Source organism: Sorangium sp. So ce367, assembly GCF_051520455.1.
Taxonomy (GTDB): Bacteria; Myxococcota_A; Polyangia; order Polyangiales; family Polyangiaceae; genus Sorangium; species Sorangium cellulosum_B.
On the sequence record NZ_CP150334.1, the window covers coordinates 60,201 to 76,622 of the forward strand.

The following is a 16,422-nucleotide window of genomic DNA, read 5'->3' on the forward strand; positions in this document are numbered from 1 at the left end:
CTTTTCGACAGCCCTCGCCGCCGTCGCCCTCTGGCCAGCGCGGAATGCCGGCCGCCGGCAGCCGCGCGCCCGGCGAGTACACGAGGAGCGCGGCCGTTTCACTCGGCGGCGTCGGCGAAGAGCTCCGCAGGCGGCGCGTCGATCGGCGGGGCCTCCCGCGAGGCCGCGCCGCCCACGCCGCGGTCGAGGGCGTCGCAGAGGAGCGCGCCGACGCCGGGGACGACGTTGGCGATCGACTCGTCGGCCTCGCGCGGGTTCAACCACCAGAACGGGTTCAGCAGCCGGCGGAGGTCGCGAAAGGAGCGTGCAGGACGGCTGACCTCCACCGTGAAGGCGAGCGTTCCAAGGTTGGCGTCGAGCCAGTCGTCCATGTCGCCGACCGTGGGGTACCAGTGCGCCGCCTGGCGGATCTCGTACCGCTCGTGCGGCAGAGCCCGGCAGAAGGCGTCGCCGAGCGCCCGGTACAGCGGCTCGCGCGGGTTGGGCACGTCGGTGTGCGCCCACGGGTAGAGCAGGAGGTTGCCGCAGCTGTGAAAGCCGATCGCGAGCGAAGGCCGCGTCTCCAGCGCGACGTCGCGCAGGGCGCGCGACTCGGGCTCCGAGAACGCGTGAGGCCCCGTGTAGTGCGGCGACCACCGGAGCCGCGAGCCCGCGAACGGGTGCAGCGGCCGTGACGAGGACAGCGGCGCGAAATTCCGGTTCAGATCCACGCCGCGGGCGTTGCAGCGCTGCGACGCCCGCCGCTCGCCGCGGAGGCGCTCCAGGTTGTCGGCGAACGCGTCGGGGTTGACGACCGGCACCACGACGAGCCGCGCCCGCGCCGCCGCGCCCGCGCGTCCGCTCGCCAGGATCGACCGGACCGCGTCGAGCAGCGCGAGCCCGCCGATCACCTCGACCCCGTGCATGAGCGACGTCAGCAGGAACGTCGGACCCAGCGGATTGCCGAAGTCGTAGCGCCGCAAGGGTCGTCCATTCGCAGACGTCCCGATCGCTATGTCCCGTCCGCCGTGGGTGCGCGCGAGGCGCGTCCAGGCATCATCGAGCTGCGGGAGCTCGGCGTAGCGGCCGCATAGATCGGGCGAGCGTGTCATCCCAGTGTCTCTTATGTGACACCGGAATGGCGGCGGGCGCCAGCGGATTGAGTGGATTCATGGGTCGCGATTCCACGGTTCCGCGATTCGCGTCGGTTCGCGTCGGTTCGCGTCGATTCGCCGATTCGTCGATTCGCATCATCCGCGCGGCTGGTCGCGCTGGTCGCGCTTGTCGCCCTTGCGCGTCGCGAGGAGAGCCAGGCCCTCGAACAGGAGGTGCGCGCCGAGGTGGAGGGTGACGTCGGCGTGATCCAGCGCGGGGCATACCTCGACGAGATCCATGCCCACCAGGTTGATCCCCGCGAGGCCGCGGAGCAGCTGGATCGCCTCGCGTGAGGTGAGCCCGCCGGGCACGGGCGTGCCGGTGCCCGGGGCATAGGCCGGGTCGATGCCGTCGATATCGAAGGAGATGTAGACGGGCGATTCGCCCGCGGCTGCCCTGATGGCGGCGGCGATCGCAGGAGCGCCGTCGCGGTCGATCCGATCCATGCCGTACGGGGTCGCCCCGGCGTGCGCCGCGAAGGCGCCTTCCTCCGGGTGGCCCCACGTGGCGCGGATGCCGATCTGGTGGAGCGCGCTCCGCCCGATGAGCCCCTCTTCGATCGCGTTGCGGAACGGCGTGCCGTGGTGGAACGGCTCGCCCCACACCTCCGAGGTGCTCGTGTCGAGGTGCGCGTCGACGTGAACGACCGTGACCGGGCCGTGGCGCCGCGACAGCGCGCGGAGCACCGGAAGCGCGATCGAGTGGTCGCCGCCGACGACGAACGGGACCGCGCCGGCCGCGAGCACCTCGTCGACCGAGGCCTGGATCAGCTCGCGAACGGAGTCTGCGTGAAACGGGGGAAAGGGCACATTGCCCCCGTCGAGCACGTCGATCGCACGGAACACGTCGATGCCGTGGCCGGGGTGATACGACTGCACGAGCGCGCTCACGCGGCGCAGCTCGTAGGGGGCGAACCGTGTGCCGGGGCGGTACGTGACGCTCCCGTCCCACGGGACGCCGAGGAGCACGGCGTCGGCGCCGGAATAGGCGGACGCGCCGGCCTCGTGGAATCCCGCCGTGGGGAGGCGAAAGAACGGCGTCTGCCCGTGCCGCAGGTAGGCGGCTGCTCGTTGTTGGGACATGAGATCTCCTACAGGCTCAAGAGGTCCAGGATCACGGCGCGGGCGCGGTCCGCGAGATCCGCCGCGCCGCCGTGATCGCCGAGCGGCGGGCCAAAGGCGACGCGGGCGCTCGCCTCTCGGCGGCTGGAGAAGCGGAGGAAATGGGGGAGGAAGGTGTCGTCGCCCGCCCAGCAGAGCTCCGGATCATCGTAGGTGATGGCCGCGGGCACGATGGGGACGCCCGCGAGCCGGGCGACGCCGAAGATGCCTTTCCGGAACGGGAGGACCTTCTCGCCGCGGGTGGTCGATCCCTCCGGGAAATTCAGCACCGGGACGCCATGGCGCAGGGCCCGGAGCGCGCTCCGGAGCACGCGCGCGCCGCTCGCCGGGCGCTGCCGATCGACGAGCAGCACGCCGAGATCGCGCGCGCGATCGCCGATGATCGGCCAGCTGCCGATCTCCTGCTTCGCGACGGCGGTGCAGGGGGTGAGCGACGCGAGCAGGATCGGATCGAGGTAGCTGACGTGGTTGGCCACGACCACGAACGGCGACGCGGGGAGCGCGCCGGTCACGCGGACACGCAGGCAGTGCAGCGCGCATAGATCCCGCGCGATCCCGTGAAGGAGGCGCGCCCTCTCGCGGCGGCGCGAGGCGGGCAGCGTGGGCAGCAGGCTGGTCCGGAACACGGTGTCGAGCGCGAGCCCCATCACGCCGGAGACCCGGCTGGCGATGGAGAGCGCCTCGGTCCAGGGCCGGTCGCCCGCCGCCGGCGCGCGGCGGCCGTGGTCGAGCGGAGCGGTGGTCGTCATGGTCCGTCGGCCTCAGGCCACCGCGGCGATGCCGCCGCTCTCCGCCGCGCGCGGCTCCTTCACGTCGGCCTGGCGATCGACGAGCCCCACCTTCTCGAAGCGGGCCCGGAGCGCCATGAACGCGTCGCGATCGATGCGCGAGATGATGCGCGGGTGTCCGGTGCCATAGAAATCGGGGCGGACCTCGATCTCCCTGGCGCCGAGCATGGCGTGGAGCGCCCGCGCGGCGTGGTTGTCCTCCTCGACGGTGAACCAGCACGACTCCGCCCATCCAAGGATCGACCCGACGAACGCGCGGAGCAGCGTGTGCGTCGCGCGGGAGCCCTGATACTCGGGCAGGACGGCGAGGGTCGTGCAGTAGACCTCCTTGCCGCGCGCGAAGGAGAGCAGGTAGCCCGCGGGCCTCCCAGCGGCCTCGACCATGAAACAAGAGTCCTTGAAGAAGTCGCAGCAAAGACGGATGTAATACCGCCCGAGCTCCCCTTCGCCCGCGCCGCCGAAGAGGGTCGTCTCCAGTTCCATCAGAGTCGAAAAGTCATCGCTCCGGAGCGTGCGCGCCACATAACGGCTCATTGTTGCGCCTCCTTACTTCAATTGAATCGTTGCTGTGGGCGCAGCATGCCGGGACTCGGTGGAGAACAGGTCACAGGACCCCCGAGGTTGAGAGACACGTCGGGGGCGATGGCGCGTCAAGATGGCTGGAGAATCGCGTACGGAAGGTGCCAGGACGGCAATGTCATCGTGGCCTGAGGCGCTCTGCCGCGGTGGACGGGAGTGCGAGCGCGAGGCCGGCGAAGGCCCGGGCGGTGTCGAGGAGCGCGGCGAGGCCCGAGGACGCGCGCCATCCGCCGGTCACGCCGGTCCAGTGCTTCATGGGCACGAAGAGGTTGCCGTCGGTGTGCGGCGCCGCGCGATCCAGGAAGGTCGCGCGGAGCGTGTACGCCGCGAACAGCCGCTCCATGAGGCCCGGGAAGGCGACGAACGCCGCGGCGGTGATGCGGCCAGCGGCGCCGACGTAGACATCTCGCCGCGGCCGCTCGGCGAGGGAGACCATCGCCGCCGCGACCCGCTCGGGGTCGACGATCGGCCGGATCGGCTGGACGGCGCGGCCGGTGAAATTGCCGGCGTGCTGGTAGATCGGGGTGTCGATCGTCGCGGGAAGGAGGTTGCAAACGTGGATGTCCGGCGTGCTGGAGAGCTCCTGTCTCAAGCAGGACGTGAGTCCGAGGACCCCGAACTTGGAGATGACGTAGGCGCTCATCGTCGGCGCGCCGAACTTGCCAAGAACGGAGACGTTGTTGATGAGCACCCCGGCGCCCTGCGCGCGGAAACAGGGCAGCACCGCCCGCGCCCCGTGCACATAGCCGAGCAGGTTCGTCTCGATGACCTGGCGGTAGGCCTCGTAGGGCGCCTCGTCCGCGCGCGTGTAGAGGAACACGGCGGCGTTGTTCACCCAGACGTCGATCCTGCCGAACACCTCGACGGCGGCGCGGGCGAGCGCTCGGACGGCTTGCTCGTCCCTCACGTCCGTCGGGACGGCGAGCGCCGGCGCGCCGACGCTGGCGCACTCGGCGGCGACCTCCTCGAGGGCCGCCTCGTTCCGAGCGGCGATGACGACCCGCGCGCCGCGCCTCGCGAACGCTAGCGCGGCCGCCCTGCCAATGCCCGAAGATGCCCCGGTGATAACGACCACCGCGTCACGAATGCACTTCCGCATGACTGGCCCCCTCCCGCGCGGTCTGTCCCTCGCCGGGAGGAGAGCAAGGCGCGGGCCATCAGGGCCGGGGGCCGGGTCGGATGTGGCTGCGGAGCTCGATTGAAACGGCGAGCGTGGTGGATGGATGAAGAATTTCAAACGCAAAGACGCAAAGACGCAAAGACGCAAGGAGAAGAAGAAACAAATCTTTCTCTCTCCTTTGCGCCTTTGCGCCTTTGCGCCTTTGCGCCTTTGCGTTCTTTCTCTCTCTTCAGCCGTAGAAGGGCTTCCCGGTCCTCGCCGCCTCGACGAGCGCCGGGGCGGGCGTCCAGCGCTTGCCGAAGCGGCGCTCGTAGATCTCGATGCGGCGGAGCACCTCCGCGGCGCCGAGGCCGTCGACGTAGCGGAACGGCCCGCCGCGGAACGGCGGGAAACCCAGGCCGAAGATCGCGCCGATGTCGCCGTCGCGCGGGCTCCGGAGGATCCCCTCGCCGAGGCAGTGCAGCGCCTCGTTCACGAGCTGGAGCGAGCAGCGCAGCTGGATCTCCTCGACGGGCACCGGCGGGCTGTCCTTCGCCCTCGGCACCGGCAGCCCGAGCACGCCATAGACGCCCTCGTCGGCGTGCTTGCCCTTGCCCTTCTTCTTCGCCGCCGCGCCGTACAGGTACATCCCGCGCTCGTTCTTGCGGCCCCTCCGGTCGTCGGACACCAGCCTGGCCATCGTGGGAGGCGGCGCGAGGCGGTCGCCGAACGCCTCGAGCATGATCGGGCCGACGTGCGCCGCCACGTCGATGCCCACCTCGTCGAGCAGCGCGAGCGGGCCGACCGGCCAGCCCCACGCGACGAGCGCCGCGTCGACCTGCTCGATCGCGACCCCCTCGGCGAGCAGCCAGCTCGCCTCGTTCATGTACGGACCGAGGATCCGGCTCGTGTAGAAGCCGACCCCATCGTTCACGACGATGACCGTCTTGCCCTGGCGCTTGCCGACCGCCACCGCCGTCGCGACCACCTCGGGGGACGTCGCCTCGGTCCGGATGACCTCGAGCAACGGCATCTTGTGCACCGGGCTGAAGTAGTGCATCCCGACCACGTTCTCCGGCCGCTTCGACGCGGCCGCGATCCGGGCGATCGGGATCGACGACGTGTTCGACGCGAAGATCACCCCGTCCTTGCCGTGCTGCTCGACGTCCCGCAGGACCGCTTGCTTCACCGCCAGATCCTCGAACACCGCCTCGATCACCAGATCGGCGCTCCGGAGGCCCGAGCCGTCCGTCGTCGCGGTGAGCAGCGCGAGCTTCTCGTCGCGCTCGAGCGGCGTGAGCTGCTTCTTCTTCACCCGATCGCCGAGGATGTCGGCCACGTACTTGAGCCCGCGGCCGATCGACGCGTCGTCGCGGTCCCGGAGCCGCACGGAGATGCCGGCGTTCAGGCTGACATAGGCGATGCCGGCCCCCATCAGGCCGGCGCCGATCATCGCGATCTTCTCGACCTTCCTCGGCTGCACGGCGGGGTCGTCCACGCCGGTGTCCTTCTTCATCGCGTTCGTCGCGAAGAAGAGCTCCATCAGCCGGTGCGCCGTGCTCGACGCGACGAGCTCGCCGAACGCGCGCGCCTCGACCTCCTTCGACGCCTCGAAGCCCTTCTCCGCATAGGTCCTCAGCACGTCGATGATCCGCTCGGGCGCCGGGTAGTGCCCGCCGGTCTTCTTGCGGGTCTGCCGCGCTGCCTGCTGGAAGAGCAGGGCACGGCCGATCGGGTTCCGCTCGAGGGCAGCGCGGGTGAGCGCGGCGGTGTCGAGCTTCGGCGCGCTCGCCCGCTTGGGCCGGAACGGCGGGCCGGCCGCAGCGAGCTTGAGCGCGAGCGCCGCGGCCGTCTCCCTCAGGATGGCCGCGGGGACGACGTCGTCGGCGACGCCGAGCTGCCGCGCCTTCGAGGGGCGCATGTTCTTGCCGGTGAGGCCGTGGTCGAGCGCCGCGTTCAGGCCGGCGCGCTCCGCGAGCCGCTGGAGCCCGTTGATCCCGGGGAGCAGGCCGAGCTGCACCTCGGGCAGGCCGAGCACCGTCTTCCGGTCGTCGCTCAGCACCCGGGCATGGCAGGCGAGCGCCACCTCGAGGCCGCCCCCGAGCGCGGCGCCGTGGATCGCCGCGACGATCGGCTTCGGCGAGCGCACGATCCGCAGGATCGCCTCGTGCCCGGCACGGCACATCGCCTCGGCCTGGGCCGCCGTGGAGACGCTCTTCAGCATCTCGATGTCAGCGCCCGCGATCCAGGTGTCGGCCTTGCCGGACACGAGGATCGCCGCCTTGATGAGCGGGTTGCTCGCGATCTGGCCCGCGATCCGCTCGAGATCGCCGGTGAACGTGGGCTTCAACGTGTTGACCGCCTCGCCCGGGACATCGTAGGTGACGACGGCCACGCCGTCGGGGCGCACCTCGAGGGACAGCGGGCTCGCGGCCGCGAGGGCCGGCGTGGCGGCGGCGGATGTCGTGGTCATGCGGCCTCCAGGACGACGGCGGCGCCGAGGCCGCCCGCCGCGCAGACGGTGAGGAGCGCGTGGTGCCCGCCGCGCTTCTTGAGCTCTCGGAGCGTGGAGAGGACCATGCGTCCTCCCGTGGCCGCGAAGGGGTGGCCGAGCGCGATCGAGCCGCCGTTGACGTTGAGCTTCTCCGGATCGATCTCGCCGACAGGGGCGGACCGGCCGAGCTTCTCCGCGGCGAACGACGGCGACGCGAGCGCCTTCAGGTTGGACGCGACCTGGGCGGCGAAGGCCTCGTGCATGTCGACGAGATCCATGTCGGCGAGCGAGAGGCCGGCGCGCTCGAGCGCCCGCGGCACGGCGAGCACCGGGGCCATCAGGAGCTGCCAGCCAGGGTCGACCGCCGCGTAGGACCACGATTTGACGTACCCGAGCGGCTGGTAGCCGAGCGCCTTGGCCTTGCCCTCGCGCATCAGGAGCAGGGCGCTCGCCCCGTCGGTGAGCGGCGACGCGTTGCCCGCGGTGATCGTGCCGTGCCGCCGATCGAAGGCCGGCGACAGCTTCGCGTAGGCGTCGAGGGTCGAGTCGTCCCGGACCACGTTGTCGCGCTCGACCGGCTTGTCGTAAGGCGGGGGGATCACGTGCATGACCTCGGCGGCGTAGGTGCCGTCGCGCCAGGCGCGCGCGGCGTTCGTGTGCGAGCGGTGGGCGATCGCGTCCTGCTCGGCGCGCGAGATGCCGTTCTGCTTCGCCATCTTCTCGGCGGCCTCGCCCATCTGCTCGCCCGTGGTCGGCTCGCGCGAGAAGCCCGGGATCGGGGGCACGAGGTCCTTCAGCGAGAGGCGGGAGAGGATCTCCAGCCGGGCGCCGAGCGTCCTGGCCTTCTGGAAGTCGGTCAGCGCGGAGGCGAGCTTCCGGGAGACGCCGAGCGGCACGTCGCTCATGCTGTCGGCGCCGCCGACGAGGGCGACGTTGTGCTGGCCGGCGAGCATCGCCTCGGCGGCGCTCGTCATGGCCTGGAGAGACGTGGCGCACGCGCGCGAGACGCTGTAGGCGTCGGTGTCCTTGGGCAGGCCGGTGCGCAGCACGACCTCGCGCGCGATGTTGAGCCAGTCGAGCGTCGGCACCACCTGGCCGTAGACGACCAGCGTGACGTCGCGCGGGGTCACCTCGCTCCTCTGGAGGAGCTCCTTGACCACCGTGGCCGCGAGATCGACCGTGCGCAGCGCCTTGAGCGCCGTCCCCGCCTTGGTGAACGGCGTGCGCAGCCCGGCAACGACCGCCACCCGGTCCTTGCCGCCCTTCCCATTCTTGCCTGAAGCCATGTCGACTCCTCTGCTGCCGGAGAGCCCATCGCGAGCCCGCCCCGCGCGCCCCGCGCAGCCCCCCGGATCCCGGCGTGCCAGCGCACACCGGTTGGGGGTATTCCCTTAGGTGTGCTAACGCGGCGTGTCAACCGTGGGCGGCCAGGGCGTCGCAGGTGGCGAGGCGCTCCACGAGAACGCGACGTGGGAGGAAGGACGGTTGGGGCAGCCTGGGCGCTAATTTGGCCCACGCCTGAGCTTGCCGATAGGGTGGTTGGCCATGCGGAAACTCATTCTATGCAGTGCGTTGCTCTGCGGCGCTCCGGCGCTCGCCGGGTGTGCGACGTTTGCAAGCGACTCGGCGCCGGCGGCGCCGGGTTATGTGTATGTGGCCGGTCACAAGAACAACCAGCCTGCGATGTGGATGTGCCCTGACGCGCCGGGCAAGGCGGAGTGCACCGAGGTCGAGGTAACGACGGAGGCAGGCGAATGAAGCGTTCTTTGATTTTCGGGCTCTTGCTCGCGAGCTTCGGCGCGATCGGCTGTCAGGGGAGCTACACGAGCATCCGGCAGATCGACGGGACGCGGTACCACGTCACGCGCACGAAGCAGGGCTTCTTCAACGCGTACGGCACCGTGTTCGACTGCCAGGCCAAGGGCGACGCGATGACGTGCGTCGAGATCAGCGATCTGTGAGCTCCGCGGGAGCGCTGCTCCCGCAGGGTCTCTAGATCGCCGGCCGGTCGAAGAATAAAAAACGCAAAGGCGCAAAGACGCAAAGGCGCAAAAAGACGTCGAGAAGGATTTTTTTTCTCGCTTCTTCTTGCGCCTTTGCGTCTTTGCGTCTTTGCGTTTCATTCTCTCTCTGCGGCTCCGGTGCGCGCCTCGCGGCAGCCGCGCCCGCTCACGCCTCGCGCAGGAAGGCCTCGAGCAGCGCCGCCGAGACGTCGAGGAGATCGCGCTCGGTCACGATGCCCACGAGCCGCTCGCCCGCGACGACGGGCAGGCAGCCGACGCGGTGCTCGCGCATGATCCGCATCGCCTCCAGCGTCGGCGTGTCAGGCGCGACGGTCACGGGGTCGGGCCGCATGATCGACGCCACCGTGGGCGGCGCGGATCCGCTCGGCGCCGCCGCGGCGCCGCGGGCGACGAGCCGGAGCAGCGCGCGGTGGGAGACGACGCCGACGAGCCGGCCCTGCTCGTCCTCGACCGGGACATGGCGCACGTGCCGCCAGTCCATGACGCTCGCGGCGAAGTCGACGATGTCGGTGGGACGCACCGTGAAGAGATCGGTCGACATGAACTGGCCGACGGTCCGGTAGCTGTCGCGCACGAGGTCCAGGTCGTCTTCGAGGGCGGCGGGCTCCCACGCGTGCACCGGGCGCCCGGCCCCGCCGCCCCGGGCCTCCTCCCGCTGGCGGGCGAGCATCGCGGCGCAGAGGGCGCGGCTTCGCAGCTCGGGGGTGCCCCGCCCGGCCATGGCCGCGAGGGAGCCGAGCGCCCACTGCGCGCCCGTCTGGCCGCGGTGGACCCGCTCCTCGACGACGCCGAGGTACCGGTCGACGTCGGCGGCGTCGATGCCCGCGGCCGAGAGGCCCGCCCGGGCGGCGGGGAGGAGGTGCGAGAGGATGAGCTCCGGGGCAGGGAGGCTCCGGCCGCCGAGCCACGTGAGCTGCGCCTTGAGGCCGTGGCGGGCCGCCGCGAAGAAGTTCGCCTTGGCGTCCTCGAATGGCATCTCGAGGTCGATGCGCGGGTGCTCGTCGGCGAGGCCGGTCATGAGGCCGAAGAAGAAGGCGGCGTTCGCGACCTCGTCGAGGACCGTGGGCCCCGAGGGCAGCGCGCGGCTCTCGATGCGCAGGTGCGCGACCCCGGCCAGGGCCCCGTAACAGGGGCGGTTCCAGCGGTAGACGGTGCCGTTGTGGACCCGCAGGGCCTTGAGGTCCGGCACCTCCCCGCGCGCGAGCACGGCCGCGGGGGGCTCGCCGGGATCGGCGGTCATGATCACGCGGAACCGCGCGATGTCCTCGCGGAAGAGATCGAGCACGCCGCCCTGCACCCAGCCGTCGCCGAAGTGGACGCGGGGCCTCTGCTGCCGGCCCTCGAGCGCGCTCGGGCGGGTGTCGACCGAGGTCTCGAAGAGGGCGATCCGCGTCTCGTGCCAGAGCCTCTGCCCGAGGAGCAGCGGCGAGTTGACCGCGGCGGCGAGGACGGGCGCGGTCACCGCCTGGGCGAGGTTGTAGAGCGACGCGAACTCCCGCGCCCCGACCTGGAGGTGGACCTGGAAGCTCGTGTTGCACGACTCGAGCAGGATGTTGTCGTGGGTCATCTCGAGCTCGTCGAGCCCGTGGATCGAGACGCGGAAGTCGCCCTGGCGCAGCCGCAAGAGCGCGCGGTTGAGCTCGTGGTAGCGAGGCGCCGGCGTGAGGTTCTCGAGGCGGAGGTCGCCGGCGCGCAGGGTGGGGAGGATGCCCGTGAGCAGGACGTCGGCGCCGGCGGCGCGCGCGGCCTCGGCCGCCCGCCCGATGACCTCCGACAGCTCGGCCTCGAGCCGCCGCAGGCAGTCGCCGCCGAACGGGAGCGGGGTGAGGTTCGCCTCCAGGTTGAAGCGAGCGAGCTCGGTCGTGAGCCGATCGTCGGCGGCCCGCTCGAGCACCTCCAGCGCGAGCGGAGCGGGCCGGAGCGCGCGGTCGACGAGGAACATCTCCTGCTCGGCGCCGATGCGGCGCACGCCGGACTCGATGCGATCCTCCACGAGGAGGCGCTCGAGCGCCTCCACGTCGTCGAGCAGCGCCCGCATGAACGCCTTGTGCTGCTGCTCGCTCGCCTGCTCGGAGACGTGCTGCTCGCCCATGGTGATCGCCCCGCCTTTCGCTCGCTCTCGCTCCAGGGAAGCCTACGACGGCGAGCGGCAGGGGGCGCGGGGGATCCCCCGGCGGGGAGGGCGGGCGTCTGGCTCGGCGCGGGCGGCGCGGCGGCGGCCCGTCGCGGTCAAAAGCTGCGGCCGGCCGCGAGCCGCAGGGTGGCGACCTTGTCCTCGGCGAGGCCGAACCCGAGCGGCGGGTCGAGCGCCACGAGCAGCCCTGCCCGGGCGTAGTAGCCAGGCTGCTTCAGCGTGTAGGTGAAGAACGGCTCCATCGCGAGCTGCATCCTGTCGTCGCGGGTGAGCGTCAGCGCGGCCTGGAGGCGGAGCCCGCCGCCGTAAGGGCCTCGGCCGCGCAGCTCGAGCTCGTCGCCCTGCTCGACCACGAGCTCGACGCCGGCCCTGCTGGTCGGGAGGGCGAACATCACCGCCGTGTCCGCGCGGTAGACGAGCCGCGCGGCGAGCTCCGCCTCGACGCCGCCGCGGGCCCTCAGGGGCAGGTGCCCGACGGTGAGCCGGTGCAGGTCGAAGGAGGCGCGCGCGGGGGCGGTCGCCTGCAGCGTGGCGCGGGCGTCGGCGTCGGGGGCGCTGAGGACGGGGATCGAGAGCGCGCCGCCGCCGAAGACGGTGACCTTGCGCGAGAGGGCGCGCGCATAGTGGGCGCCGACCGTGGGGTTGCCGAAGAGAAGGCTGCCGGCGCTGCTGCTCTCGTCGACGCCGAGCCGGTCGGACCGGAACGAGGCGGAGACGTCGCCATAAGCGAGCGGGAGATCCACGTCGAGGTGGAGCCGGCCGAACCACTCGAGCTGACCTCGGAGATCGAAGGTCAGCCCGAACGTGCTGACCTCGGAGGTGACATCGTCCATGGCCCAGGAGGCCGACTTGCTCAGGACGTCGAGCTCGAGCTCCGCACGCGATCCCTGGGATTTAGCCCAGCTGTTCTTTTCTGCCGGAGCGGCAGGTGGTGCCGTGAGCCAGAGCGAGAGCAGGAGAGCGGAGGAGAGCAGTGATCTCGCGTTCAATCAGGCCCACCTGCGAGGACTACCATGGCTCGGCTCGGCCGTGGCTATCGAACGGCACCCTCGGCGCCCGCGGCGTCCTCGTCGTCGTCCTCGTCCTCGTCGTCGTTCTCCTCGTCGTCGTCGTCCTCGTCGTCGTCAGCGTCGCCGCTGCCGTCGAACAGCAGGGAGGGAGCGTCTTCGTTGCCGTGCTCCGCGAAGATCGCGTCGGCGGCGATCACGAGCTCCTCCATGCGGTCGGCGTCGACGGGGCCGTACACGGCGAGCGCCATGGCGCGATCCTGCACGAACAGCCACGCGTCGGGGAAGTCGAGCAGGGCGTCGCGGATGCTCTTCGAGAGCCAACGGCCGATGGCCTTCGCTTCGGGTCCCTCGACAAGGAACTGCTCCATGAACTCCGGGTCCTTCTTGAACTGGACGCCGGTGTTGGGGGCACGCCTGCCATCGACGATGGGCAGCGGGCACACGGTGAGCCGGGGTCCGGCCTTGGCCAGCTTTGTGAGGACCACCTGGTACTCGCTGCCGTTCTTCGCGTCCGGGCCCACGACCGCGACGTAGGCGAGCTTCGGGACGAGCTCGTAACGGGCGAGGACCTCGCCGCCGCCCGTCTCCTGCAGCGTGTGCTGGAGGCTGGACGGCAACGAGCGCACCGGACGAGGGCCGTCGCTGCCGGCGCCGGCCTTCTGGCCGCCGGGCTTCGCGCCGGGGCGGGCCGGGGCCGCCTCGGGGGTCATCAGCGCGCGCCAGCGCGCGAGCTCGCGGTCGCGCCGCGCCTCGTGCCGACCGCGCAAGCCGGTCAGGAACCAGACGACGAGCAACGCAAAGGGACCTACGTACCAGAGCCAGGGCATGGGGCGGCGATGCTAGCAAACCTCGCGGAGCTGCGGTGGGGTCGCGCGCGCCCGCGGTCGCGCCCGCGGTGGGGTGCGGCTGTCGCGGCGAGGTTCAGGGCGCGGGGGCCGGAGCGGCGTCGTCCGGCCGCTCGAAGACGCACCAGTAGCCGTTCTTGCTGTGGCGCACCATCCCGGCCACCTCGTACACGCCCCGGAAACGCCGGTCCTTGCGGAGCTTCTCCTGCGCCGGGAACGGGAGCTTGTCGCACGTGTCGGCGCCGCCGACGAACACGAAGTAGCGCGGCATCTTGTCGAAGACGTGCTGCACGTAGCCGGGGCCCGTCTTGCGCGTGTAGCCGCCCGGGAGCTTGGAGATCACGGGATCGACGAGGCCGAGGAGATCGAGCACCGGGTAGTCCGTCACATACCCGATGTACCCGATGTCGCCCACGGCGACCTCGCCGGGCTTGCCGTGCTCCTTGAACCAGTTGGCCACGCCGCCCGCGGCGCTGTCCCAGAACCGCTTCTCGTCGTCGAGGATCCGGTGCTGGGCGCGCTCGATCCGCTGCGCCCGGAAGGCGCCCAGCGCGATGAGGCAGCCGAGCGCGAGCACGCCGGCCCCCGCGGCGAGGGCGATCGTCCCGCCCTCGGGCGCGTCCGCGGCGCGGGCCGAGAGCTGGGCGAGCAGCGGCTCGAGCAGCGCGCGCGCGCCGAGGCCCGCGAGGAGGAAGCAGAACGGCTCGAACGGGCTCATGAAGCGGTAGTACGGCATCCAGTCGCCGCCCACGAGGAGCACGTAGCCCCCCACCGCGAGCGCGAGGGCCGCGACGCAGAGCGCGTCGCGGTGGCGCGCGACGATCGCCACGCAGAGGCCGAAGAGCCCGAGCAGCAGCGCCGGCCACGTGTGCCCCGCGTACTCCGCGAGGTAGTGCTGGCCCCCGGCCAGCTGCTCCGCGAGGCTGCCGGTCTTGGCGCTCAGCGTGTTCGGCAGCCACGTGCCGTAGTAGCTGTGCCGCCAGAGCATGTGGCACGCGATGGGCGCGGCGAAGACGACGCCGCGGAGGAGGTTCTGCCGCCCGAAGAAGCGCAGGCCGAGGAAGAGCATCGGTATGCCGATGAACATCGGCGCTTCCGGGCGCGTCAGGCCAGCGAGCCCGAAGACGAGGCCCGAATACGGGAAGCCGGTCCCCCGGTCGCGCTCGCGGAACATCATCTCGGTGCCCGCGAGGACGAGCAGGACGAACAGCGGCGTCTCCAGGCCGAAGACGGCATATCCGCTCTGCACGATCGAGCTCGCGAACAGCCACGTGGCGATGCAAGGGACCGCGCCGTACGGGCGGAGCCGGGCCGAGAGGAGGTAGAGCGCGCCGAGCGAGCCGCAGGCGGCGAGCCCGCCGAGCACCTTGGCGACGACGTCGGGGTCGAGGCCGAGCTTGATGCCGCCCGCGAGCAGCACGGTCCAGAGGAAGTTCGTGTACCCCTCGATGCGCTCGCCGGCGTTGTAGACGAGCCCGAGGCCCCGGGCGAAGTTGCGCGCGTACCGGTACGAGATGTACGCGTCGTCGATCGTGAACGAGCGCACGCGCACCATGTTCACGACGAGCAGGAACGCCGGCAGCACGAGGCCGAACGCGAGGTGCAGGCGCTCGGAGAGCGGCGCGCCTCGCAGCCAGTCGCGCCAGCTTCGGGCCGGGGGCGCGCCTTCGACGACGCCGTCGCCCGCCGCTTCCATGTCGCCGTCGGCCTCGCCGCTCGGAGGGGCGACCCCGAGTTGCCCGTGCTCTGCTTCTTCCGGTTCCAGGAAAGCCATGTGAAGCCTCTCCCTACCATGGATGGTTCATGTCGGGGTCGTTTCTTGGTCGAGGCGCTCATCCCAGCTATCCTCGCGACATGCGTGCAGCCATGTTCGCTCTTGCCGCCTCCTCCGCCCTTTTCGTCGCGCCCCCGGCGCTCGGCGCCCGAGGCGTGCCGTGCGGCTTCTATGGCATCGATCCAGGGGCGCCCGTCGACGCAGGGGAGGTGATCCTCGACGACGATCACGCGAAGCGGCTCGCGCGCGCGGGCGCCGGCGCCGTGCGCGTCGAGTTCCTGCTCGATGACGTCGAGGCGTGGGACGACGACAAGCTCGAGCAGTACGACGCCATCATCGACGCGGCGCGCGCCGCGGGCCTCGAGCCGGTCGGGCTCCTCTCTCACCGCACGATCGGAGAAGGACAGGACGTCTGGAATGACGATCCGGACCGGGACGGCGACAACGCGTACGTGGAGGCGTTCGCCGAGACGGCAGAGGCGCTCATGACGAGGTACGCCGGGGACGTCGTCCAGTGGGAGATCTGGAGTCAGCCGAACTGCGCCGAGCTCCCCGACCCCGCGCTCGACCCGGAGCACGCCGGCTGCACCTTCATCCTGCCCCGGGTGCTCGCGCAGATCCTCGCCCAGATCCGCATCCGCAACGAGGCGCTCTTCAACGTCGACGAGCTGTCGCTGACCACGGGCGGCCTGCTCGCCTCGGACGACGCGGCCGCGCCGTTCTCGGGGGTCGATTACCTGCGCGAGCTCTACGCGCAGCCGGTGTGGGACGAACTCGAGGCGCGCTTCGGCCAGCGGACGCCGTGGTCTCGCCTCGGTCAACAGCTGTTCTTCCATCAGGGCACCGAGGTCGATCCGGTGACGCTCAACGATTACCTCGACGCGCTGCGCGACCTCGCCGACGAGGAGGGGGACGAGAGCCCCTTCGCCGTGACCGGGATGGCGTGGTCGAGCGCGCTCGCCGGCGAGGAGCTCCAGGCGGCGAACCTGACAACATCGTTCGAGCTCCTCTCGGAGCGCGACGACATCGCCGGCGTGGTCTGGGCCAGCTTCCAGGACGCGCCGCTCGACGAGCAGCCCTTCGGCCTCGTCGACGAGGCCGGCGTGGAAAAGCTGGCGCTCGCCGCGTTCAGCGGGTCGGCCGACAACTGCGAGCCGGCGGTGCAAGGCGGGGGGTCGGGGAGCGGCGGCGGGGGGAGCGGATCGAGCGGCGGCGGCGTCGTCGCCGGCTCGCCGCCCGGCACCAGCGGACAGATGGGGCGGCCGATCGACGGAAAGCGGCGCGCGAGCTCCTGCAGTTATGCCGCGGGCGCAACCAGCGGAGGCGGAACGCGGCCCGATGTGGGTTGGCTCGCGTTGTTCGCGATCGGCGCGATCGCGATGGTGCGCTGCCGCCGCGTCATTTGAAGGCAACTCGAGCG

General features: G+C 71.3%; 14 protein-coding genes. 3 read left to right on the plus strand and 11 right to left on the minus strand.

Annotation, left to right across the window (positions count from 1 at the left end; translation table 11 throughout):
* Positions 1 to 98: 98 nt before the first annotated feature.
* The 7 genes from WME97_RS00230 to fadI form a co-directional block, all read right to left on the minus strand.
* Positions 99 to 1,091, minus strand: a complete 993-nt coding sequence (locus tag WME97_RS00230; RefSeq protein WP_437548464.1) for a M14 family metallopeptidase — start codon at positions 1,089 to 1,091, stop codon at positions 99 to 101.
* 138 nt (positions 1,092 to 1,229) lie between these two features.
* Positions 1,230 to 2,216 (minus strand): agmatinase, encoded by a 987-nt coding sequence (gene speB, locus WME97_RS00235; RefSeq protein ID WP_437548466.1) that lies wholly within the window; start codon positions 2,214 to 2,216, stop codon positions 1,230 to 1,232.
* 8 nt (positions 2,217 to 2,224) lie between these two features.
* Complete coding sequence (locus WME97_RS00240) at positions 2,225 to 3,004, minus strand: lysophospholipid acyltransferase family protein (protein WP_437548468.1); 780 nt, start codon at positions 3,002 to 3,004, stop codon at positions 2,225 to 2,227.
* A gap of 12 nt (positions 3,005 to 3,016) precedes the next feature.
* Positions 3,017 to 3,577, minus strand: coding sequence for a GNAT family N-acetyltransferase (locus WME97_RS00245; RefSeq protein ID WP_437548470.1), 561 nt, complete (start codon positions 3,575 to 3,577; stop codon positions 3,017 to 3,019).
* A gap of 163 nt (positions 3,578 to 3,740) precedes the next feature.
* Positions 3,741 to 4,721: an SDR family oxidoreductase gene (locus tag WME97_RS00250; RefSeq protein WP_437548472.1), complete on the minus strand. Its 981-nt coding sequence runs from the start codon at positions 4,719 to 4,721 to the stop codon at positions 3,741 to 3,743.
* A 250-nt stretch (positions 4,722 to 4,971) separates the two neighbouring features.
* Positions 4,972 to 7,194: a fatty acid oxidation complex subunit alpha FadJ gene (gene fadJ / locus WME97_RS00255; protein ID WP_437548474.1), complete on the minus strand. Its 2,223-nt coding sequence runs from the start codon at positions 7,192 to 7,194 to the stop codon at positions 4,972 to 4,974.
* Positions 7,191 to 8,501: an acetyl-CoA C-acyltransferase FadI gene (fadI, locus tag WME97_RS00260; protein ID WP_437548475.1), complete on the minus strand. Its 1,311-nt coding sequence runs from the start codon at positions 8,499 to 8,501 to the stop codon at positions 7,191 to 7,193. The genes fadJ and fadI overlap by 4 nt, the downstream gene beginning before the upstream one ends.
* Before the next feature lie 259 nt (positions 8,502 to 8,760).
* Here fadI and WME97_RS00265 point away from each other — a divergent pair, with 259 nt between their 5' ends.
* A complete protein-coding gene (locus tag WME97_RS00265) occupies positions 8,761 to 8,973 on the plus strand; it encodes a hypothetical protein (protein ID WP_157906336.1) in 213 nt (70 codons plus the stop codon).
* Complete coding sequence (locus WME97_RS00270; protein ID WP_012232684.1) at positions 8,970 to 9,176, plus strand: hypothetical protein; 207 nt, start codon at positions 8,970 to 8,972, stop codon at positions 9,174 to 9,176. The genes WME97_RS00265 and WME97_RS00270 overlap by 4 nt, the downstream gene beginning before the upstream one ends.
* Before the next feature lie 208 nt (positions 9,177 to 9,384).
* Here the strand turns inward: WME97_RS00270 and WME97_RS00275 are convergent, their stop codons facing one another.
* The 4 genes from WME97_RS00275 to WME97_RS00290 all read right to left on the minus strand — a co-directional run bounded on the left by WME97_RS00275 (position 9,385) and on the right by WME97_RS00290 (position 15,002).
* Positions 9,385 to 11,331, minus strand: coding sequence for a CBS domain-containing protein (locus WME97_RS00275; RefSeq protein WP_437548478.1), 1,947 nt, complete (start codon positions 11,329 to 11,331; stop codon positions 9,385 to 9,387).
* Between the two features lie 137 nt (positions 11,332 to 11,468).
* Positions 11,469 to 12,206: a hypothetical protein gene (locus WME97_RS00280; protein WP_437548480.1), complete on the minus strand. Its 738-nt coding sequence runs from the start codon at positions 12,204 to 12,206 to the stop codon at positions 11,469 to 11,471.
* Positions 12,207 to 12,406: 200 nt separating this feature from the next.
* Entirely contained in the window at positions 12,407 to 13,210 is an 804-nt protein-coding gene (locus WME97_RS00285; protein WP_437548482.1) for a hypothetical protein, read from the minus strand.
* Positions 13,211 to 13,304: 94 nt separating this feature from the next.
* Positions 13,305 to 15,002 carry a hypothetical protein gene (locus WME97_RS00290; protein WP_437548483.1) on the minus strand — a complete coding sequence of 566 codons (1,698 nt, stop codon included), beginning with the start codon at positions 15,000 to 15,002 and terminating at the stop codon, positions 13,305 to 13,307.
* A gap of 80 nt (positions 15,003 to 15,082) precedes the next feature.
* On the opposite strand from WME97_RS00290, the gene WME97_RS00295 reads away from it, so the two are divergent.
* Positions 15,083 to 16,408 (plus strand): hypothetical protein, encoded by a 1,326-nt coding sequence (locus WME97_RS00295; protein WP_437548485.1) that lies wholly within the window; start codon positions 15,083 to 15,085, stop codon positions 16,406 to 16,408.
* Positions 16,409 to 16,422 lie beyond the last annotated feature (14 nt).

Bases quoted from the DNA above. Each gene is read 5' to 3' on its own strand.
- WME97_RS00230 (WP_437548464.1), bottom strand. From the start codon at position 1,091: ATGACACGCTCGCCCGATCTATGCGGCCGCTACGCCGAGCTCCCGCAG.
- speB (WP_437548466.1), bottom strand. From the start codon at position 2,216: ATGTCCCAACAACGAGCAGCCGCCTACCTGCGGCACGGGCAGACGCCG.
- WME97_RS00240 (WP_437548468.1), bottom strand. From the start codon at position 3,004: ATGACGACCACCGCTCCGCTCGACCACGGCCGCCGCGCGCCGGCGGCG.
- WME97_RS00245 (WP_437548470.1), bottom strand. From the start codon at position 3,577: ATGAGCCGTTATGTGGCGCGCACGCTCCGGAGCGATGACTTTTCGACT.
- WME97_RS00250 (WP_437548472.1), bottom strand. From the start codon at position 4,721: ATGCGGAAGTGCATTCGTGACGCGGTGGTCGTTATCACCGGGGCATCT.
- fadJ (WP_437548474.1), bottom strand. From the start codon at position 7,194: ATGACCACGACATCCGCCGCCGCCACGCCGGCCCTCGCGGCCGCGAGC.
- fadI (WP_437548475.1), bottom strand. From the start codon at position 8,501: ATGGCTTCAGGCAAGAATGGGAAGGGCGGCAAGGACCGGGTGGCGGTC.
- WME97_RS00265 (WP_157906336.1), top strand. From the start codon at position 8,761: ATGCGGAAACTCATTCTATGCAGTGCGTTGCTCTGCGGCGCTCCGGCG.
- WME97_RS00270 (WP_012232684.1), top strand. From the start codon at position 8,970: ATGAAGCGTTCTTTGATTTTCGGGCTCTTGCTCGCGAGCTTCGGCGCG.
- WME97_RS00275 (WP_437548478.1), bottom strand. From the start codon at position 11,331: ATGGGCGAGCAGCACGTCTCCGAGCAGGCGAGCGAGCAGCAGCACAAG.
- WME97_RS00280 (WP_437548480.1), bottom strand. From the start codon at position 12,206: ATGGACGATGTCACCTCCGAGGTCAGCACGTTCGGGCTGACCTTCGAT.
- WME97_RS00285 (WP_437548482.1), bottom strand. From the start codon at position 13,210: ATGCCCTGGCTCTGGTACGTAGGTCCCTTTGCGTTGCTCGTCGTCTGG.
- WME97_RS00290 (WP_437548483.1), bottom strand. From the start codon at position 15,002: ATGGCTTTCCTGGAACCGGAAGAAGCAGAGCACGGGCAACTCGGGGTC.
- WME97_RS00295 (WP_437548485.1), top strand. From the start codon at position 15,083: ATGCGTGCAGCCATGTTCGCTCTTGCCGCCTCCTCCGCCCTTTTCGTC.